The following is a 19,811-nucleotide window of genomic DNA, read 5'->3' as shown; positions in this document are numbered from 1 at the left end:
AAGATGGCATACTGGCCTTCTTGTCAATTCGGTTTCGAAAGCATATTTTAGTCGTTTCGCCCACTTTTTCACCTAACTCATGCGCTAACTCTTTGGAAATAGATCAGGTCAAAGTGAACAGTCTCGCCTCGATGATAACGAGATGATATCTGCTACGGTATAGCTTAATCCTTTGGGGAAGCTTCATTCACTATAGAGAAACGGGGCTATTCCCAGCTTATGTAAAAATCCTCTTGCGGGATGAAATCGTAGAATTCCCAGCGATAAAGGTCTTTGTCTTCTACCAGCTCCGGCTCTTGTTCGGAAAAGGGAAAATGCAGGATGTCAGTGCCACGGGGCAAAATAACCTTATACTCTGCGTAAGGTAGTGCACGCTTCCACTCATTCGCGGTCAGCAGTATGTATTTCGCCTTCTTGTCAGTCAGTTTCTGTTGATAGCGGATACCTATGGTTTGATTACTCTGTGGGGGCATCCATAGGTGAAAGCCAATGCCGCCTTCGTATTGATTCGCGAAGATGCTTTCCCCGCTTTCCAGATCAACCACGTCGGCATGGGAAAATGGCAGTTGCACGGAATCTGAGATGATGGGGAAATAGATATATTGATTTAGCTCTTTCGGACTGAGATTGGAAAACATAAAAAACCCGTCAAAGCGCAAAAGTGAATCGCTTAGGCAAAATGTAAGTTGCTCGGTCTCAAAGCTTGCAACAGGAGTATCTCCGCTTAACTGAATGGGTTGGATAAGCAGGCATAGCATTGCGGGAATGAGCAGCATCAGTCTCAGTTTTCGCACGGATATCCTTTCACAACTATTGCGGACAATTGAATCTCGCTGAGAACAGGCTATAAAAGCGATTTCCCGTCATCCAAGCCGGCTGTAAACTATCTTAACAGAATGAATTTCTTAGTTGCCAATATACGCGTACCTTGCATCAGACGCAAGAAGTAAATGCCGGAACTAAGCCCCTGAGTGTCATAACTAAGGGCTTCGCGGTAGTTCACCGTGCGGATAAAGCGGCCTTTGATGTCATAGAGATTCAGGTCTGCTTTGCTTTCGAGCGCTTTGCCGTATTCCACCAGCATTGTGTTTCCGGGTCGCAGAACCGATGGTTTCAGCATCAAGGCAGCGCCGGCCTCCGGTATCACCGAATCGTCCACAGAACTGTAGTCTATGGTGGCACTCAGTTCCAGAACTTGATTTGGTTCTAGGAAGAATCTGTCCCAACACAGTGCATCCCCCGAAGCATCCGGCGCTTTTACGCTCAAGAGAGTGTTCCTGGCTCCGAGTTGAATAGTGGCATTACCGGCTGCATCGGTGAGACAGCAAAGATTCAAGTCGTCCATATAGAAGATTTTGGCACCTTCCACCGGCTCCGACTGATTGTTTTCGATGTAAACATGAACCGTCGCGTGGGTGTTGCAGCAATAGTCTTGGACGTTATCAGGGCTGTCACTCTTGGCCCATGTTTTCACCGTGTAGGATTCCCATCCGTTATGACGACTATCATAGTATTGATAGATTGATTGACTGCCCGTGAGCGGCGTTACATCGCAATCATCATTGTATCCCCATCGCACTTCCTCAAGGTCATAAGGGTTCATGTTATCGAATGAAAGGTATCCGGATTCACAGCATACATTCAAATCGGGCATCAGTGTGCTGAGGTTTACATCCACGGGATAATTCTGAAAGTCATCTTCCAATATCGTGTAGGAGGCGGTATTGGTACCATCGCTTACAGTAAGGGTTCCGCCGGCAAAACTGGCACAAAGATAACCCAGTTGCATGATCAAATCCTCATTGGCATCGAAGTAAATCTGCTGAACCAATATTGATGGAAGCGGATTCGCAACGAGGGCTGTCGCAATCATAAAAATGACAATTAAAAGATACCTGGTCACCATTACCTCCTATGATACATCTTTTGGTTATCCAGCATAGTAGCTAGCAATATTTGTTCCTCTTCCCAGAACAAATAGGATCAACGTCGAATTTTCGCAATGTTTTAGCGCAAACCGGATGAACAATCATGTGGCATACTTCTCATGCCGGGAACTGCCATGCAGGCCAATCATTTCTCAATTATTGCCAGCCCAGTCTTGCCATCCATTTTAACCTTTAGGGGATGCTCAAATTCCACATGCACAAAGAATTCCCCACGCTCTTTAGCCTCTTGTGCTTTCAGCCAATCCATGTCCACAAAATCTGTGGGGGAAAGAAACGGGATATTGAAATAGCCAACATTCATAGCCACCAAATTGTGAAAGAAATGGGTTCCCTGACTGGCTTCTACCATGAAGCCTTTCATACCGGTTTCCAAGATTACTTTTGCCCGGTTGATTTGCGGCCAGCGCACCGGAATTCCCAGGAATCTATCCCGCGAGCCCCATCTGCCGGGACCAATGAGGATATAGTGTTTGCCTTGCTGGGCCATCGTGTTGTTGAAGTACTCAATTTCGGTTTGCATCTGCAAAGTGCGGGTTTTGTCAAAGCGCTGGGGATCCAGATATAGTACATCGCGCAAGTCCTGAATTACGCCATTGCCCATGCCGTTTTCGGTGTACATCAGCAGTTTGCTTTTATCCAGCTTCACGGCGTCGACATGGTAAGCTTCTGCGCTTACGGACAGCGGTCTGATCTGCAAGATGTAAAAGGTGGGTTTGTCTGCGTTGCTCTTGGCAGAATCCAGATTTACAGCAAATTCAATCTCCACGGGAATACCCAAGGCTATTTCTCCGATCTCCAAAAGCTCTTCCACGATCTTTGCCAGAGGGATATAATCGTATTTCAAGATACCGGCAAAGCTAAGCACTGTCAAGCCCTTGTCGTACATATTGTCTGACAGCCGGTAGTTTTCATAATCCCAAACCGAGGCCAGATAGCGCAGAGAACCATGCTTTTCCGCCTCTTTCAGTTTCATATGGGCCAGAGTAATCTCATCACCCTGGGTGAGGTCAAAGTCGACTTTGGAGAGGTCTAGCGCATAAAACTCCTTCTGCGAATTGCGCATCATCTCTTCTGGGGGCAGGATGTCCAGCTTTGGATACTTTGGGCAAAAGCGATAGTTCTGATAGTTCTGTTTGTCCTCCACCACGGCCTTACCCAATCCCAAGGCGATACTTGCCATGCCATCCGCATGTTGCATGTGGGAAGTGGGATAAAAGTTGTAGGATAGCGCCACTCCGGAGATGTGGGGATAGTAATAGCTTTCTCCCTGCGAGCAGCCCACGGTTTCTTGGATGATCACGGCCATCTTCTCCTCTTCCGCATTGTAGTTCATGGCGTCCAAAAAGTTTCGTGCATCGCAGAGGAATACCGAGGCAAAGACCAGCTTGATGGCGTCTGTCAATTGCCGCAGACGATGGCTGATCTCCGGATGATTGTTTGGTAGCATAAAGGTACGGTAAACTCCTGCCAAGGGCTGAGCTTGAGAATCCTCCAACAAGCTGGAAGAACGCACCGCGATGGGGTAATCAATGTGTTCCAAATAGATCTGCAAGCGTTGCACCAAGATATCGGAGAGCTCGCCCTTCATGAATACAGCGTCAATCTCGGCATCGCTTTTTGCATGGATCTGCTCCATGATCTTGTTGTTCTCCACAAAGAGATCGAACTCATTGGTGCCGATAATCGCCGTTGAAGGCAACGAAATGGCAATGTTATCAAACTTGTTTTCATAGTCCATGGTACACAGAAGCGCGTTCAAAAATGCCAAGCCGCGTCCCTTACCACCCAGCGAACCTCCGGTGAGCCGGATAATCTGGTTCATCTCCGAGAGAGATACCGCATCGAAATTTATAATCTTACCACGGTTTTTCTCTACTCGAACGCTACGGAAGACCTGATAGATAAATTGTCTCAGCTCGGCTCGCGAGGAGAAATCTTCTATTTTGATGGGACGGATCTTTTTGGCGATCTGAATCTCGCCGTGGGCAATCAGCCAGTTTGAAAAATGATTGAAACGACTGTGAAACTCCAGGGATTCCACCGGTATTCTGAGTATTTTGTCCTCAAATTCTGCTATATTTGCCGCTTCATCGAGGATCTCGCCTTGAGGGTTGCGAAAGATAAAATTGCCAAAACCAAGATTATATACCATGTACTCACGCAAGTCTTTGAAGAGATGCTTGGAGTTTTTATTCAGGTAGTGTACTCCCAGCTCGTGCGCCAAGGAGCGGTTCTCTGTCTCGGAAGATTGCAATATCATCGGCAGATCGCGGTTTATCCCCAATATCTGCCGGATCAATTTGAACCCCGCGTGCGCATCCACCTCACCTTGAACCTTGTAGCGCACATCCGATATCACGCAGAGCATGTAGTCCTGATACTTCTCATAAAGCCGCGATGCATCCTCAAAATTGTGCGCGATAAGTACTTTGGGGCGAACTCGCATGCGGAAATGCTTGTTGATGTCGCTCACCTCTTCCTCAATCAATTTTTGGGTCTGTTTCATGATCACTGAATACAACGAGGGCAAAAACATCGAGTAATAGTGCACCGCATCCTCCACCAAAAGGATCACGCGGACCAAACCGTGAGCAGTGTCGTACTCTACATTCAAGCTGTCTTCCACACTCTTGATCATGGCCAGAAACAGCTTGGTATCGCCATTCCAGAGAAACACATCATCGATGTAGCGGCGCTCTTCCACATGATTTTCCCATATCACAAAATCCGATGCCACATTCAAAAGCAGCAGCACCATCAGATCGGGTTTCTGTTCCTTGATCTGCCTAGCCAGCTCGAAGGGTCCGATCTCGCCGATGCGCATCATGGTGATAACTAAGTCGTAGGAGTGTGTCTTCAGCTTCTGAAGGGCTTCCTCACCTGTTGGTACCGAGGTTACGCGCGGGGCAGTGGAGAGGTTCAATTCTCTGTATTCGCCAAAGATTTGTTCCGAAAGCCTGCCATCCTGCTCAAAGATGAAAGCATCGTAGAAGGTGGAGACCAGCAGTATCTCCCGCACTCGTTTCTGCATCAACTGATGGAAGATGTCTTCGCCAAATTTAAACTTGTTGTAATAGTAGTTCAATTCTTCCATTTTCATGAGCCATACCTCATTTTGAGAGCAATTCTTTCTTTGTGTAAAATCTTCAGCAGCCAGCCGATGCTGTCAATATAAATCCTCAAGCAGTTGATATGGACAAACCCAGAGATAAAAAAGGGGCGATGCCCTTAGATGCAGTCCAATCCTATGATCTTTCGCAATTGCCGTATCTTGGCGGCTGCCAGAGGGCGAGCCTTTTCACTGCCTTCTTTGAGCACTTGATGGATGTAGTCCTGGTTTGCCATCAGCTCTTCATAACGCTTTCTGCAAGGGCTCAAGGCTTCATTCATACGATCAAATAGCTCCTGTTTGGCATGTCCCCACCCCATGCCTCCTGCCAGATAGCGCTGTCTCAGGGCCTCAATCTGAGCCTCGTCCGCAACGCATTTATAGAGGGCAAAAACGCTGCAGCTATCTGGATCTTTGGGCTCTTCCACGCTTTGAGAATTGGTTACGATCTTCATGATCAGTTTACGCAGTTGTTTCTCCGAAGCAAAGAGGGGGATGATGTTGCCATAGCTTTTGCTCATCTTACGTCCGTCCAGTCCTACTACGGTCTTTGCACCTTCATGAGCCAAAGCCTGGGGCAGTTTGATGGCATCAGTAGAATAGTTGAAATTGAAGCTCTGAGCGATGTCCACCGCCATCTCCACATGTTGAAACTGATCGTTGCCCACAGGCACGTAGTCTGCATCAAAAAGCAGGATATCCGCTGCCATCAGAACGGGATAGGTAAACAACCCCATATTCACCCCGTCATCTGGATCCTTGCCCGCTTCGTTGTTAGCCTGAACCATGGCTTTGTAAGCATGTGCACGGTTCATCAATCCTTTGGGAGTAAAAGCCAACAGGATGGTTAATAGTTCAAAGGTCTCTGGGATGGCGCTCTGGCGATAGAACAGTGCTTTATCGGGATCCAATCCGCACGCAAGCCATGCCGCGGCTATTTCCACAGTCATGTCGTGGATTGCTTTGGGGTCTTTGGTGCTGTTCAAAGCATGATAATCTGCAATGAAATACCGGGCTTCGCAGGTCTTGCTAAGCTCGATTGCGGGTCTGATGGCGCCTAAATAGTTGCCGATATGGGGTATTCCGGTCGGTTTGATCCCGGTTAGAGCTATCTTTGTCATTCTATGTTATCCTTGTCTCAATCTTTGGTGGCAGTACACCACAATGCGTCGGTAAGGGCATCTACTACTTCCACTTCCACCAGTAGCGGGCTATCTTCTGGAAGCCCTTCTACATAGGCTATGCCGTCGATTTCCGGAGCTTGGAACCACAATCTGCCATACCAAACCATTAGTTCTTCGTCAAAACCTTCCACCAGCATCTGCTGACGCGTGCCTACAAAGCTTTGCATCTTTTCTTCTTTAGCTTTGGACAGCTTGATGGCATACTCTGTTTCCAGTTCTTGATTCCTTGCCCAGTCAAAGCCTTCCGGAGCCTCATAAGGTTTATCAAATACTTCCGGAGAATATGCAAAGACTCCCGCATGCAGAATGTCCACCTCCTGCAAAAATTTGTCGATAAGAGAGCGTTCCTGCTTGGTTTCAGAAGGATAATTTACCATGATAGTGGTTCTGAAAACCGCCTCCGGCAGTTTTTGCTTGATGTGGCCAAAGACTTCTTTCAATTCTTGATAACCCTTTTGGCGATTCATCAGCTTGATGATGCGATCGCAACTGTGTTGGATAGGAATTTCAAAATAGGGCAAGAGCTTGGGATACTTCTTCCACAGTTCGGTCCATTCCGGATCAAAGTGATCGGGGTGCATATACATGATCCGAATCCAGTCATAACCGGGGATATCGTGTAAAGCCTCGATCAATTTGGGCAGTGCTTTCTCGCCATAGATATCCGTTCCATACATACAGCTGTCCTGCGCGATCAACACCAATTCCCTGCCTCTGGAGCTTTGGGCTTTGGCTTCTTTCACCAGGGCCTCAATGGGTTCCGATACCAGCTTGCCACGGATGTGAGGGATCATGCAATAGGAGCAAAAATTCTCGCAACCATCAGCGATACGCAGATAAACGTGCTGACCTCCCTGCAGAGATTGTCGAGTGCTAAAATCAAGCTTTTTAGCTGGCATATTCTTGGGTAATACATAGCGTAGAAGATATCTTTCAAAAGCGGCATAGTCCTTTAGGGGAATCCATTTATTCACTTCTGGAAACAACTCTTGAAACTCCTTCAGACCCCGGTTCATCACGCATCCGCTAACCACCAGCTTACTTTTCTTGTGGTTCCTGATCTCATCAATCTGGCTTAGCACCTCGTCCAGCTCGCCATACGAAGCCATGAGGAAGGCGCAGCTATTCACCAGGATCAGATCTGCGTCTTCCACATAAGCCACTTCGCGAAAGCCGTACGCCTTCATGATGGCGGCAAAACGTTCGCTATCCACCAGATTCTTTGCACAACCAAGGCTTTCGATATAGTACTTCATTATTTCAGGAGATGGATAAAAAGTCCGCTACGCAATTTGGGCTCGAACCAAGTGGATTTGGGGGGCATAATCTGCCCGGCATCCGCTATCCCGATCAGTTCGCTCATTGAGGTAGGATACATGGCAAAAGCCACTTTCTCCCTGCCGCTGTCCACACGCTTCACCAGTTCGCCCAAACCGCGGATACCGCCCACGAAATCGATGCGTTTGTCGGTGCGGGGATCATTGATGCCCAGAATGGGATGCAGGAGGTTTTTTTGCAAAATGGAGACATCCAGGTTTTCCACCACATCCTGCTCGTTCCAAGTTCCGGCTTTGGGGGAGATAAAGTACCATTTGCCATCGATATACATGCTAACCTGATGCAGATGATTGGGCTGGAAATTTGTGCCCGCAGGTACTTCTGCCACATTCCACAGTTCTTTCACTTTGCCAAAGAATTCCGCACTGCTATTGCCATTGAGGTCCTTCACTACACGGTTGTAATCGAAGATCTTCAGGTGATTATCCGGGAAGATCACGGTCATGAAAAAGTTGAATTCCTCATCTCCGTTATAGTTCGGATTCTGTTCACGACGCAGCAGGCCCACCTTGGCAGCGCTGGCAGTGCGGTGATGACCATCTGCCACATACAGATATGGCAAGCGGGAAAATGCGCTTTCGATGGCTTTGATATCATCATCAGCATCCATCAGCCACAAGGTGTGACCGATGCCGTCATCTGAAACAAAGTCGTATTCCGGCTTTTTGCTGCTGCTCACTTTGGTGACCACGCTGTCGATATCGTCCTGATGGGGATAAGTAAAAAACACTGGGGAGGGATGCGCATCGCAGATATCTACGTGTTTGATGCGATCCGCTTCTTTCTCGGCGCGGGTGAGTTCATGCTTCTTGATGGTGCCATCCATATATTCGTCCACCGCACTAAGACCCACCAAGCCGTATTGGGAGCGGCCATCCATGGTCTGACGGTAGATGTAAAACATCGGCTTTTTGTCTTGAATCATATGCCCGTCGCTGATGTATTTATACAGGTTTTCTCTTGCTTTCGCATATACTTTGGGATCATATAGGTCGGTGCCTTCGGGAAGATCCACTTCCGGTTTCTCCACATGAATGAAACTGAGCGGGTGTCTCTTCACTTCCGCGCGCGCTTCGTCGGAATCCATTACATCGTAAGGAAGAGAGGCTATTGCCTGTGCTTTTTCCGGAACCGGACGCACAGCTTTGAAGGGTTTGAAGGTTGCCATGTTTTTTACCTCATTTATATGTTTTAGTGTTAATCTACTCTGAGTTACGGGCATTTCATAATGAAGCCCTAGTTCCCTGAAAAATATGTCTTTAGAACCGCGATGAGATCCATGTGATCCTTCACGCCAGCAGTCTCGCGAACGGAATGCATAGCCCACATGGGATTGCCAATATCCACAATGGATATTCCCAGATTGGCGGCGACCACCGGGCCGACCGTGCTGCCACAAGGCATATCGCTACGCACCAGAAACTCCTGATGCTGCACTTTCGCCTTGGCACACAAGTCCATGAAACGCAGGCTGCTATCTGCAGTGGAAGCATAACGCAGATTGACATTGCGCTTGATTACCGGACCCCGATTCATCTTCGGACTGTAATCCTCATCATACTTTTCAGAGTATGATGGGTGGTAAGCATGAGCCATATCCGCTGAGATCATGAAGGAATTGCGCAATGCGCGGTAATAATCTTCCCGGGAATTGCTTTGGCTAAGTGCGATCCGCTCCAACACCTCACTAAGCAGGGATGAGAAAGCGCCTTGGGGACTTTGGCTGCCGATCTCTTCATGATCAAAGAACACTCCCACCGATGTATGAGCAGGTTTGCTAGAGTCGATTAAGCCTGTCAGAATCGCATGAGTCATGGCCAGATTGTCCAGTCTGCCGCTTGCGATCATCTCTTCATCCAAGCCGATCAGGCAAGGAGCCTGGTAGTCATAGAGATAGAGATCCATCTCCAGTACATCGGCTTCTTTTACCTTCAGGTGTTTCGCCATCAATGCCTTCAAAGGATTATTCTCATGTGGATTCACGCTGAGAACTGCCTGTAGATGAGTTTGTTTGTTGTATTCAAAGCCTTTATTGATCTCACGGTTTATGTGGATAGCCGCATTGGGAATGATCGCCAGGGGCTGCTTCAGATCTATAGTGTGGCTTTCATAAGCCTTTTTATTCTTTACAATTACGCGCCCGCTGATGCCAAGCTCTCTGTCTAGCCAGGTGTGAACTATCGGCCCGCCATACACTTCCACGCCTATTCGACATACATCATTATCGGTCTTCAGGCTCTCTGGTTTTAGCTTCAAAGCAGGGCTGTCAATGTGACTGGATGCCATGTAAAAACCGCTGTCCGCAAGCTTCTTTGAACCCATCACAAAGGCAATAATCGCTGTGTCCATGCGGCGAATATAGTACTTTTCACCTTTCTTCAGCGTGAAGCCATGCGCTTCGTTTAGTTCTATAAAACCAGCCGCATCCAAGCGCTTGGATATCTCTCTGCTGGCAGGATAACGGGAATTTCCTTTGGTCAGGAAATCAAGTAAGTCTTTGATGTTTTTATGCATCACATACTCCAGAATATAGCTATTTGCACATGATTTTTATACACTAGAATAATGTCAAGAAGGATAACTAGTGACTCGTCAAGGCATGAATGTCGTTTTTTGATATTGCGCTGCCAAACTCCAATCTCCCTGATGCTTCTGCCGATGATTCAGAAGCTTCATTCCTCCTTGGGTTATCGATACTTGAACCTGATATCATCGGGTTATCATCGGGTGAGCACAGGATGATAACACCTTGATATCAGCTTCAACACTGGATCGAACAAAGGGAATGAGGAGCATGATTCTAAAGCTCCCTTCGGTCGTTGTGGCAAGTCGTAGATTGCCACACCAAGCTTGGCATAACACTATCAAGATGGATAATAGGACATCATACACTGTCATACTATTGCGCTGTAGTGCCCTGTAACCGGCTCTATTAAAGGAGGTATTTCTTAAGTGGGTACAAATGGAATGACGTTGGTTAAAGCTATGGATTTCTATGTGTTACCTCACATGTTCATACAATGCCACATCTGAGGCCAAAAGAAGGACGCCAGGTCGATAAGGGCCTTACCGCCGATCTCTTTGTAGATAAAGGGATCCGACTCTGCCGCCGCCAAGTATACAGCTCGGACCAGTTCGGAGCAATACATCTTGTCTGTGTCATTGAGGTTGAATTCATGATCAAAACCGATCTTTTTTGCCAGTAAGGTCAGGCTCTGTTGCCTCATCATGTCCCGATTGACTTTAAACAGGGGCTTGATGTGCCTTACATCGTGGTCTTTGGCGTGATCTATGAAGCTCATGAGCGGTTCCATCCGAATGCCTTCTTCATCCGAAATCTGTCCCGAAATGCTGTGTAAAACCTGCCACTTGCCATCCACATTCAACAGGATACCGCAATGAGACATTCCGCCACCCTTCGGGAAGGCCTGAACTATCATGGAGGAAATAAAGGAATTCCCACGTCTGAGGAGGATATCCCCCTCTTCAAAGAGAAGGCTGTCCACCGGGCAAACTCCCGAAAAGGGATCATTACGCGAAGGAGCTCCCCCCATAAGGGAAGAGCTCACAATTATCAAAGATATGATCAAGCCACAAAAGGCGCCTAATATCTTACTTTTGAACGTCATCCTTCACAAAGTGAACCTTCCAGGCTCCGTCAACTTTCTTCATCTGAAGATCATGATCTTCCTTTTCGTCGGGTTTATCGGTATTCCATTGACGGTATTTGACGACGGCGCTGTCTCCGTCAATGACTGTTTCCACTACTTCGTATTTGTTCTTTTTCATGTCTGCAATTTGTTCTTCACCGGCACTCTGAGCAAAGCCTTCAACTAAGGTAAGCAACTGCTGGCCTTCTTCTGTAGTGAGCTTCTTGGCGGCATCAAAATCTTGATTCTCCAGGGCATTAAAGAATGATTTTGCTGTACTTTCAGCTTTGTTTCCGCAAGCAGCAAGACCTAGTAATGCTACTATAACAAGCAACAGGATGCTGATCTTTTTCATAATGTCTCCTTAATTTAATATGATAGACACAATCGTGATAAAACTAATTAGTGTCAATCCTTTTCTCTCTTCTTGGAAGCACGTGGAGACTCTTTTGTGGAACTATATCCACTATCTTTATGCGAACGGGGTGAACGATAGGACTCTTCCCGCTTCCCTCCATAGGACTTTGAGCTCTTGTAGGATTTTACTTTAGCGGTATTCTCCTCAAATCGGCTTTTGCCCTTTTGTGGTGATACTTTTGCTTGAACAGCACGGTCTTTATAAGGCACATTCGCGATGGCCTTTAGCATCTCATGCTCGTAGCGCTCATCCAAATCCACCAGACAGTAATCTCCATAAATGTCGATCCTGCCAATCTCGATACCTCTGCCAACGCGCAAACTGTTGATATACTTCATTAAATCACGCTTGGTGAGCCCAGTATCATAGCCAATGTTGAGACGGAAAGTCGAGAACACATATCCGCTCTTGTCCTTTTTCTCTTTTTTGGCTTCGATCTGTTGGAGATTATCCAGATCAGGAATGTCTTTATAATAATTCAGGAATCGATTGAATTCAACTGCCACAAAGCGCTTAATCAGGTCTTCGCGAGTCATCCAATTGAGCTTTTTGAACACATTGGCCATGAAGCTTTGCATCTCTTCTTCGTTTACCTCCACCCGCTCCACCGTGTCTATGAAGTGGTAAAGCTGCTTCTCGCATATCTCGCGTCCGCCAGGAACTTTTTGCCAAACAATAGGGAAGCCCAAGCGTTTCTCCGCAGCGCGTAAGGCGCTAATCTCCTTGCTGTGAATGATGCTGATGGAGATTCCACTCTTGCCCGCACGCCCAGTTCTTCCAGAACGATGAATATAGACATCTGGATCCTGAGGAACATGGAAATTGATGATATGAGTGAGGTCGTCCACATCCAGGCCTCTTGCCGCGACATCAGTAGCTATCAAAAGTGGTACAAATCGACTGCGGAAGCGACTCATCACCAATTCACGTTGCCCTTGAGAGAGATCCCCATGCAAGGCATCAGCGTTATAACCGTCCTGCTGCAGTTTATCGGCTATCTCCTGCGTTTCCCGGCGAGTTTTACAAAACACTATGCCGTATATCTTGGGACTCATATCGGCTATCCGCTTTAGTGCCATATACTTGTCTTTGGCTTGCACTTTGTAGTAGTAATGCTGAATGTTCTCAGCACCCTTGTTCTCATTGCCAACGCTGAAGCGTTCCGGTTCTTTCATAAACTGGGATGCCAAGTGCTCCACATCTTTGGGCATTGTGGCAGAAAAGAGCATCGTTTGCCGTTCAGCAGGGATATGCTTCATGATCTCAAACAGTTCTTCTTTAAAACCCATATTCAGCATTTCATCTGCTTCATCCAGCACCAATCTGGATACATGCCCCAATTTGAGCGCTCCCTGACGGATCATGTCGTTCACACGTCCGGGAGTACCAACCACGATGTGGATGCCGCTTCTAAGGCTCTCCTTTTGGTGTTGAATGGAAGCGCCACCATAGATCGCTGCGATGCGGATGCGAGTCAGGTATTTGGCATAGGATTCAAGATCGTGAGTAATCTGCAGACACAATTCACGCGTTGGGCACAGAATGATAGTCTGTACTTCGCTGTTTTCGATGTCAGTTTCGCTAAGGATGGGAAAGCCGAAGGCAGCAGTTTTACCAGTGCCTGTCTGTGCTAAAGCTACTAAATCCCGGCTGTTTTCCAGCAGCCATGGGATTACAAGGTCTTGTATGGGAGTTAAGGTTTCATAACCAAGATGTGTTGCAGCCCTTATTATGGGTTCCGGGAGGGTGATATCAGAGAATTTAGTCAAGTTTGAGGGATCCTTTTTTCGTTATATTTAGTCATCATTTCCAAAGCCCCATATTTGTAAAGGATTAGTTTAGAACGTGCTCCGAACCTTCCAATGAAAAACCGGACACATCATGTACCCGGTACAACATGCTTTACTAAAAAGTACTCAGATGCCCTTCATGACAAGCTTTTCCCAGGGTTTCCGCAAGGTGTAGGACATCACTAGACGTTTTTTGCCTCTCAGCTTGTCCGGCACTTTATCCGCATAGGCATCCAATACAAGATATGTATTGAGCTTCAGTTGATGCATATCTGCGGCTTCCTCCACCATGCCCAGTCCCTTTTCCACCAGTTCTTGATCGGTATATTCCATCAGATTGGTATTACAAACTAGTTCTTGCACTTTCAGCTTGGATGCAGCTTCCAGCATATTGATCATGGCACTAATCTCGTTCGGAGTGCTGGTGAAAGGACGTGAAGTATTCACTACAAGCTGCATATTGTATCCGCGCTTTGCAATCGGATCCACAAACCGGCCCAAGGTACGGCATCCTGCGGGATCGCCCCCCACATCCAATATCACGGTTCGCTCATAGTCTTCGATGGCACCTTTGATGCGGGGTGAGATCATCGGCAGATCGGCATGGCTAAATTCACCGTCGGGAGCGATCACTTCTATGCCCTCCGCAGCAAATTCATCCCGCACATCCCGAGTGCGGAAGTATGGATTTACTACGTCCATATCGGCAAGAGAGACCTTTTCCCCTTTTGCTTTCAAACTACGCGCCAGATGAATGCTGTATTCACTTTTACCGCTTCCATAAGCACCTATTATAATGTATAGCTTCATATATCTATTCTGTGTTTCCTTATCTCGTTCTGAATTTGTGAATAGTCTTCACAAAAGGCATCAGCGGTCTCACGGATGCAATCGTGATCGCGGATACTATCCGCATAGTGAATCGCCAGAGTGATCATTCCAGCAGCTTTAGCCGCTTGCACTCCACTCAGGGTATCTTCTATGGCAATGCATTGCACGGGATCTAAATCCAAACCCCTGGCACAATTCAAGTATATGTCCGGATATGGCTTGCCTCTCAGTTCAATATCCCCGGTGGAGACGAAATCGAAGTAATGCCACACTCGATTGTAAGTAAGGGATTTATGTGCCAATTCGTAGGAATTGCTGGTGGCCAGACCTATTTTTATACCCCACTCCTTCAAGCGTTCCAGTAGATGGTCTACCCCACTTTTCAGAGCCACGGAACCAGCATAATGCTCTTGCACCACTTCTGTCCAGATCTGCATGATCGCTTCAGGGGATTCCGGCAAAGCAAAACGATCCTTGAAATACTGCGCAGTCTGGATAAAGCTATTCCCCTGAGGCAGATGGTCAAAGAGGTCTTCGGGCACAGCAATTCCGCGTGAGCTGAGGAACTCTTCATCCACCATGCGCCACAAACCCATCGAATCTATCAGGGTGCCATCGAGATCAAATATTATCGCTTTTATCGTCATAAAATAATGGAGCGGGAAACGGGGGTCGAACCCGCGACATCTACCTTGGCAAGGTAGCGCTCTACCACTGAGCTATTCCCGCTGAAAAGATGGTACCAGAGGCCGGACTTGAACCGGCACGGGCTTGCACCCGAGGGATTTTAAGTCCCTTGTGTCTACCTGTTCCACCACTCCGGCACTAGCTGTAGTACCTTTTGGTACCAAATTATATACTTCCAAAGGTTGAAGATTATGGAGGCGACACCCGGATTTGAACCGGGGATGGAGATTTTGCAGACCTCTGCCTTACCACTTGGCTATGTCGCCTGAAAAACACTGGAGCGGGAAACGGGGGTCGAACCCGCGACATCTACCTTGGCAAGGTAGCGCTCTACCACTGAGCTATTCCCGCTCATCAACGTGAAAAACCATTAGCCAAAAGTCTGGAATTTTGTCAACAGAAAAAATGCATCGCCCCTTGCATGATAATAGCAAAAAACAGCGGAGTACTATTCGGGATCCGTTTCAAGGGGAGCCATGTAAGTTGGGATCTCGGCGGTATGAGGCCTCTGGAACCTGATACCGAAGATGATGAACTTATTGCTATCCCATTCCTAAAGGCTACCTTCATCTTCTAACTCCATACCATTAATGACAATAGCGAAGGAACCAGCATTCCCTCATTCTGCCCTTTTATTCGCAAATATCTCTGCTTCAAACCGGTACAGTCGAGCCTCCGCATCCAGATATGCCCTGTCCGGCAATCCGGCTTTCCTGCACAAATGCTTCAGAAAAGTGGCTACATCCCATTTCCATTCCACTGCTACCTGTGGCAGCAGCAAGCCGCTACCATCCGGATGCTGAAGATATAATCCATCCCTGCCGATTACGATGTTATCAATGCTACTTAAGAGCTGAAGCTCACTGAGGATGGATATCTCGATCTGTATTGCCGGTAATTCATGCAAGGATAAGGGTAAAAACCGGGGGTCATTGAACGCAGCCGCCAAGGCCGTTTCTCGTACCGTATCCACGATGTTCTTATAAGGCAGAATGTACCCGATGCAACCCCGCAAATCTCCATTCTTGTGTAAGCTGACAAAGATTCCGCGCTTCTCTTGGAAAGCGGGATCTTGAGGCACTCTGTAGCTACTGTGGTCCAAACGGTTTTTAATAACTGCCGCGGCATAATCCAGCAATTCCTTGCGTTGCAAATCGTTATACATAATGTCTCCTATTCATATATCCGCGCCGCCAGATAACCCACCACCTGGCTGTTCATTCCCGATACCTTTCCCGAATGCGTGTAGTTTATCACCCTCACTTGGGGGGATTTGTAGAGTTTTGCCATATAGAGTAATGCCATTATTCCCCCGATGCCGCAGGCTTCCAGTTTTCCCAGTTCATTCCCGTGCCACAGCGCAACGGGATCCAACTGGCTTACGTGGCGAATAACCAGAGCATCCATCTGTTCAGCAAGTTCAGAATTGTGATAATGCGATAGATCGCTGGAAACCACTACCAGGATGCGTTTTGCGGATTTGTAAACAGCATCATACAATATAGCACCCAAGCGCTCTGCCACAGATGGTATCTGGTTTCCCATCATCACAGGGCAGATCTTTGCATCAGGAAAGAAATGCTTGATGAGGGGCAATTGTATCTCCAATGAATGTTCCAGGCGATGATAGTCCAGATCCAGATTCTTCTCTCCCGCAGGACTCAAGATTCTATATAACTCGTTGTCCAGAGTAAGATTGCCCAGAGGACACTCATATTCTGTAAATGGGGATACGGAGAAATCAAAATGGATGCCCTGATGTGAAGGATGCACTACTATTATACTATCGAATTTCTCACCAGCAGCGGATGCCAATCCCAAGGTGGCACACGCTCCCGAATAGATGTAACCGGCATGCGGCAAAATCAAGCCCAGACAGCGTTCATTTGCCGGACTAGCCCCAGCGTTTTTCAACCATTGGGCGATATTATCCTGGATTTGATTGGCAAACCGGGGATAGAAAGTCCCGGCATGAATTGCTTTACGAATCATCTGTTTTCCTCCTTATCAAGTGGTTCCACCAGAAGCAGATATGAGGCTATCTAAGACTACTTCATATTCTGCCCCTCTTGGTACCATTTCCCCATACTCCAGCCGGGATACATCTGTAATATCGACAAACCGGGTTTGGGCCAATACTGTTGTAATAATGGAGATCAGTACTATCAGAAGTAATATTTTCAATTATTCCTCCGCTTGATAATCTAATCTGCCTAAGGCTTTGTAACCATCCAAAAATTCGCTTGCGGCTCCCCAGCTTGACTCGGCTATCTGATAGCTCAGCCGCACTCCCTCGCCATACTGCGCATCTTGTTCCTCAGCGCCTAGTACTGCCAAGTGATGACGAATAGTCTCTATGTGTGCGTAGTTGCTTGTTAAATTGAAACATATATGTTTCTGATACTCCTGCATTTCTGCAAGCTTGATAGCCTCGGTGGTAGCCAAAGTATATGCATCGATCAAGCCCTTCACTCCCAGTTTGATGCCGCCAAAATACCTGGTCACCACAGCCAGTACTCCCGAAAGATCGTGACGCAAAAGGCTGTTCAATATTGGTTTGCCCGCTGTTCCCCCCGGCTCTCCAGCATCAGAATAGTATTGGTTCTCGCCCTCAAATCCCAGCACATAAGCATAACAATTGTGGGTGGCATTCTGATACTCAGTCTGATGTCTGCGTAGGATTTCCTGCGCTTCTGCGGTGTCCTCCACTCTGTAGAGGAATGCGATAAACTCGCTGCGCAAGACCTTGATCTGCGCCTGAACATCGCGTTTGATCGTATATCTCATCATTTTACCCGGGGCAGATCCTTCCAGGACGTGGTATAGCGTGGACTCAGGCGTGCCCGCTTCATCTGCCACTCTTGCTTGATTCCATTGCTGGCATAACTCACGGTGTCTCGACCATACATTCGATTGAGTCTATCCACAGCCTTCATCAGATTTGTCCGATGATCGTCCAGGTAGTTCACATCCATAATACTTAGCGGCACATCGTCTTCATGAATAATATCCGCCAGCATTACCCCGGCTTTTTTGTATTCGAAACCGGGGAGATACAGTTCATCCAGCAGTTGCAGCGCGACTCGGATCATGTCCGGAGTGTATGCTGTAGGTGGAAAGAGACTGGTGGAGAGAGAATTGTTGTATTGTGGCCCCTCTTTAAACCTGTTTGTAGATAAAAACACCATCATGTGCCCTGCCACACTGTGTTGCCGCCTTAGCTTTTCCCCACTGCGCGTCACATAAGTGGACACAGCTTCCTGAAGATCCTCAAATCTCTCCACCTGCCTGCCAAATGAACGCGAACTTACGATGCTCTTCTTCGCTACGGGCGCGTCATCAAGGTCTATACAGGAATATCCACGTAATTCCAGGACAGTCTTGTGTCCCACTGTGGTCAGATAATGATTGATGAATTTATCTTCTGCATCGCGGAGTTGCAGTGCATTCTCTATCTTATTCTGCCTAAGGAACTTATCATATTGCCTGCCGATACCCCAAATATCTCCTACCGGCAACCTGCGCAATGCCTCTTCGCAGCGTTTGGCATCCAATACACACAAAGATCCCTTAAATGCAGAGATCCTCTTGGCATGATGGTTGGCTACTTTGGCAAGGGTTTTTGATCTTCCGATACCAACCGAAACCGGGATACCTGTCCAGCGATACACGGTACGCCTGAGGTTCCTGCCCCACGCTTCCCAATCCCTTTCACGGATGCCGGTGAGATCCAAAAAGGCTTCATCGATGGAATATATCTCCACATTGGGAGAAAACCTGCCCAATACATCCATCACACGTGCGCTCATGTCTCCATATAATGCGTAATTCGAGGATAGCAGAACGCCGTTGTGTTTACGAATGAAGGCTTCATGCTTAAAACCCGGTGCACCCATTGGTATCTTCAGCGCTTTTATCTCGTTACTACGCGATACTATGCAGCCGTCGTTGTTGGATAGCACTGCCACCGGAACCTTTCGCAGCCGGGGATTGAACACGCGCTCACACGAGACGTAAAAATTGTTGCAATCCACCAGAGCAACTATTTGCTTGTCTGATAATCCAGTACTATCCATTTCTTCCTCTGGTGCCATCTTTGCATGCAGCCGCACAATTGTCAAGGCGCAGCATTACTGCTAGTGCTATCCGTATCGAACTTCATTACAAACTGTCACTATGCAAACTTCATTTATGCTCAAATCCACTGATTCCGTTCACAGATCCGTCAGTATGAATGAGTTCAATCCAGGCTTCCCCTATGAATTATGCAGATATAAAGCAGATATCATCGGGTGATCATCGAGTGAGCACAGCATGATAACAGCCTTATATCCAGTTCAGCTCACCTTAATGTATTGGGGATGAAGAGCGGGTAAAGGCATATCTGGATCGAATACAAGCAATATTGTATATGTCTTTCAACAACTAGGATAGTAAAAAACTAGAGATTCTGCTTGACATATTTCGCGCATTGGACCCTGCCTGCACTGAAACACTATGGCTATGGTCAGACACTGATCCTTTGGGCATATAAACAGGGAATCAATATCCCGCCCCTACCATACTCCCTGCAATTTCACAACCGCAGAACGGAGATATTCTCCGCTCTGGCCAGAGACAGTTGGAAAACGCTGAGATTCAAAGCTTCAAACTCCATGCGCGATGTGCTGCGCAGGATCAAGAGATAAACAACATGATGTATGAACCAATTACGATATCGCATATTAACTGCTAATCTTTCCTACACCTAAGTGCTTGGAAAATGGAGTGTCGCTAGCGAGAAATAGTTCGTATGTCATTATCCAGCTTTGCGATACCCTTTTAGAGCAGATATGGATTTATCCATCTCTTCGAT

18 protein-coding genes and 4 tRNA genes are annotated in these 19,811 nt (G+C 47.3%); 1 reads left to right on the top strand and 21 read right to left on the bottom strand.

What is annotated here, in order from left to right:
• Positions 1-206: 206 nt before the first annotated feature.
• From PHF32_06920 to PHF32_06820, 21 genes are all read right to left on the bottom strand, one after another.
• Positions 207-794, bottom strand: coding sequence for a hypothetical protein (locus tag PHF32_06920; protein MDD4560447.1), 588 nt, complete (start codon positions 792-794; stop codon positions 207-209).
• Positions 795-883: 89 nt separating this feature from the next.
• Positions 884-1,789, bottom strand: a complete 906-nt coding sequence (locus tag PHF32_06915) for a T9SS type A sorting domain-containing protein (protein ID MDD4560446.1) — start codon at positions 1,787-1,789, stop codon at positions 884-886.
• Positions 1,790-2,073: 284 nt separating this feature from the next.
• On the bottom strand, positions 2,074-5,049 hold the full coding sequence (locus tag PHF32_06910; GenBank protein ID MDD4560445.1) for a PEP/pyruvate-binding domain-containing protein: 2,976 nt from the start codon (positions 5,047-5,049) through the stop codon (positions 2,074-2,076).
• A 128-nt stretch (positions 5,050-5,177) separates the two neighbouring features.
• The gene (trpS, locus tag PHF32_06905) at positions 5,178-6,179 is read right to left on the bottom strand and encodes a tryptophan--tRNA ligase (protein ID MDD4560444.1); all 1,002 of its coding nucleotides are present in this window, start codon (positions 6,177-6,179) and stop codon (positions 5,178-5,180) included.
• Positions 6,180-6,196: 17 nt separating this feature from the next.
• A complete protein-coding gene (locus tag PHF32_06900) occupies positions 6,197-7,498 on the bottom strand; it encodes a MiaB/RimO family radical SAM methylthiotransferase (GenBank protein MDD4560443.1) in 1,302 nt (433 codons plus the stop codon).
• The gene (locus tag PHF32_06895) at positions 7,498-8,748 is read right to left on the bottom strand and encodes a DUF1015 family protein (protein MDD4560442.1); all 1,251 of its coding nucleotides are present in this window, start codon (positions 8,746-8,748) and stop codon (positions 7,498-7,500) included. Before PHF32_06895 ends, PHF32_06900 begins: the two co-directional genes overlap by 1 nt.
• A 68-nt stretch (positions 8,749-8,816) precedes the next feature.
• The gene (locus tag PHF32_06890; protein ID MDD4560441.1) at positions 8,817-10,094 is read right to left on the bottom strand and encodes a M18 family aminopeptidase; all 1,278 of its coding nucleotides are present in this window, start codon (positions 10,092-10,094) and stop codon (positions 8,817-8,819) included.
• Between the two features lie 491 nt (positions 10,095-10,585).
• Complete coding sequence (locus PHF32_06885) at positions 10,586-11,086, bottom strand: YiiX/YebB-like N1pC/P60 family cysteine hydrolase (protein MDD4560440.1); 501 nt, start codon at positions 11,084-11,086, stop codon at positions 10,586-10,588.
• Positions 11,087-11,192: 106 nt separating this feature from the next.
• Positions 11,193-11,585 (bottom strand): DUF4878 domain-containing protein, encoded by a 393-nt coding sequence (locus PHF32_06880; protein MDD4560439.1) that lies wholly within the window; start codon positions 11,583-11,585, stop codon positions 11,193-11,195.
• A 53-nt stretch (positions 11,586-11,638) separates the two neighbouring features.
• Positions 11,639-13,417 (bottom strand): DEAD/DEAH box helicase, encoded by a 1,779-nt coding sequence (locus PHF32_06875; protein ID MDD4560438.1) that lies wholly within the window; start codon positions 13,415-13,417, stop codon positions 11,639-11,641.
• Positions 13,418-13,564: 147 nt separating this feature from the next.
• Positions 13,565-14,248 carry a hypothetical protein gene (locus PHF32_06870; GenBank protein MDD4560437.1) on the bottom strand — a complete coding sequence of 228 codons (684 nt, stop codon included), beginning with the start codon at positions 14,246-14,248 and terminating at the stop codon, positions 13,565-13,567.
• Positions 14,245-14,916, bottom strand: coding sequence for an HAD family phosphatase (locus PHF32_06865; GenBank protein MDD4560436.1), 672 nt, complete (start codon positions 14,914-14,916; stop codon positions 14,245-14,247). The genes PHF32_06870 and PHF32_06865 overlap by 4 nt, the downstream gene beginning before the upstream one ends.
• A 7-nt stretch (positions 14,917-14,923) precedes the next feature.
• Positions 14,924-14,998 (bottom strand) — tRNA-Gly (locus PHF32_06860).
• Between the two features lie 8 nt (positions 14,999-15,006).
• Positions 15,007-15,093 (bottom strand) — tRNA-Leu (locus PHF32_06855).
• Between the two features lie 55 nt (positions 15,094-15,148).
• Positions 15,149-15,222, bottom strand: a tRNA-Cys gene (locus tag PHF32_06850).
• Between the two features lie 10 nt (positions 15,223-15,232).
• Positions 15,233-15,307: transfer RNA gene (locus PHF32_06845), tRNA-Gly, on the bottom strand.
• Between the two features lie 268 nt (positions 15,308-15,575).
• Positions 15,576-16,121: an AmmeMemoRadiSam system protein A gene (amrA, locus tag PHF32_06840; protein ID MDD4560435.1), complete on the bottom strand. Its 546-nt coding sequence runs from the start codon at positions 16,119-16,121 to the stop codon at positions 15,576-15,578.
• Positions 16,122-16,129: 8 nt separating this feature from the next.
• Complete coding sequence (gene amrB / locus PHF32_06835; protein MDD4560434.1) at positions 16,130-16,948, bottom strand: AmmeMemoRadiSam system protein B; 819 nt, start codon at positions 16,946-16,948, stop codon at positions 16,130-16,132.
• Positions 16,949-16,963: 15 nt separating this feature from the next.
• The gene (locus tag PHF32_06830; protein ID MDD4560433.1) at positions 16,964-17,140 is read right to left on the bottom strand and encodes a hypothetical protein; all 177 of its coding nucleotides are present in this window, start codon (positions 17,138-17,140) and stop codon (positions 16,964-16,966) included.
• Positions 17,141-17,746 carry a YigZ family protein gene (locus PHF32_06825; protein ID MDD4560432.1) on the bottom strand — a complete coding sequence of 202 codons (606 nt, stop codon included), beginning with the start codon at positions 17,744-17,746 and terminating at the stop codon, positions 17,141-17,143. It abuts the gene before it with no gap.
• Positions 17,743-19,050, bottom strand: coding sequence for a Y-family DNA polymerase (locus PHF32_06820; protein MDD4560431.1), 1,308 nt, complete (start codon positions 19,048-19,050; stop codon positions 17,743-17,745). Before PHF32_06820 ends, PHF32_06825 begins: the two co-directional genes overlap by 4 nt.
• 360 nt (positions 19,051-19,410) lie before the next feature.
• Between PHF32_06820 and PHF32_06815 the strand changes: the two genes are divergently transcribed.
• Positions 19,411-19,644, top strand: coding sequence for a hypothetical protein (locus tag PHF32_06815; protein MDD4560430.1), 234 nt, complete (start codon positions 19,411-19,413; stop codon positions 19,642-19,644).
• Positions 19,645-19,811: the final 167 nt, after the last annotated feature.

The organism is Candidatus Cloacimonadota bacterium (assembly GCA_028706475.1).
In the GTDB taxonomy this organism is placed as follows: domain Bacteria; phylum Cloacimonadota; class Cloacimonadia; order Cloacimonadales; family Cloacimonadaceae; genus UBA5456.
Note: the sequence above shows the minus strand (reverse complement) of the source record. Positions and strands in the feature narration are given on the sequence as shown.

What these genes read in the sequence shown, in the direction of transcription:
- PHF32_06895 (MDD4560442.1), bottom strand. Translation starts at nt 8,748, where the DNA reads ATGGCAACCTTCAAACCCTTCAAAGCTGTGCGTCCGGTTCCGGAAAAA.
- amrB (MDD4560434.1), bottom strand. Translation starts at nt 16,948, where the DNA reads ATGATTCGTAAAGCAATTCATGCCGGGACTTTCTATCCCCGGTTTGCC.
- PHF32_06910 (MDD4560445.1), bottom strand. Translation starts at nt 5,049, where the DNA reads ATGAAAATGGAAGAATTGAACTACTATTACAACAAGTTTAAATTTGGC.
- PHF32_06870 (MDD4560437.1), bottom strand. Translation starts at nt 14,248, where the DNA reads ATGAAGCTATACATTATAATAGGTGCTTATGGAAGCGGTAAAAGTGAA.
- trpS (MDD4560444.1), bottom strand. Translation starts at nt 6,179, where the DNA reads ATGACAAAGATAGCTCTAACCGGGATCAAACCGACCGGAATACCCCAT.
- PHF32_06825 (MDD4560432.1), bottom strand. Translation starts at nt 17,746, where the DNA reads ATGATGAGATATACGATCAAACGCGATGTTCAGGCGCAGATCAAGGTC.
- PHF32_06915 (MDD4560446.1), bottom strand. Translation starts at nt 1,789, where the DNA reads ATGCAACTGGGTTATCTTTGTGCCAGTTTTGCCGGCGGAACCCTTACT.
- PHF32_06890 (MDD4560441.1), bottom strand. Translation starts at nt 10,094, where the DNA reads ATGCATAAAAACATCAAAGACTTACTTGATTTCCTGACCAAAGGAAAT.
- amrA (MDD4560435.1), bottom strand. Translation starts at nt 16,121, where the DNA reads ATGTATAACGATTTGCAACGCAAGGAATTGCTGGATTATGCCGCGGCA.
- PHF32_06820 (MDD4560431.1), bottom strand. Translation starts at nt 19,050, where the DNA reads ATGGCACCAGAGGAAGAAATGGATAGTACTGGATTATCAGACAAGCAA.
- PHF32_06865 (MDD4560436.1), bottom strand. Translation starts at nt 14,916, where the DNA reads ATGACGATAAAAGCGATAATATTTGATCTCGATGGCACCCTGATAGAT.
- PHF32_06880 (MDD4560439.1), bottom strand. Translation starts at nt 11,585, where the DNA reads ATGAAAAAGATCAGCATCCTGTTGCTTGTTATAGTAGCATTACTAGGT.
- PHF32_06900 (MDD4560443.1), bottom strand. Translation starts at nt 7,498, where the DNA reads ATGAAGTACTATATCGAAAGCCTTGGTTGTGCAAAGAATCTGGTGGAT.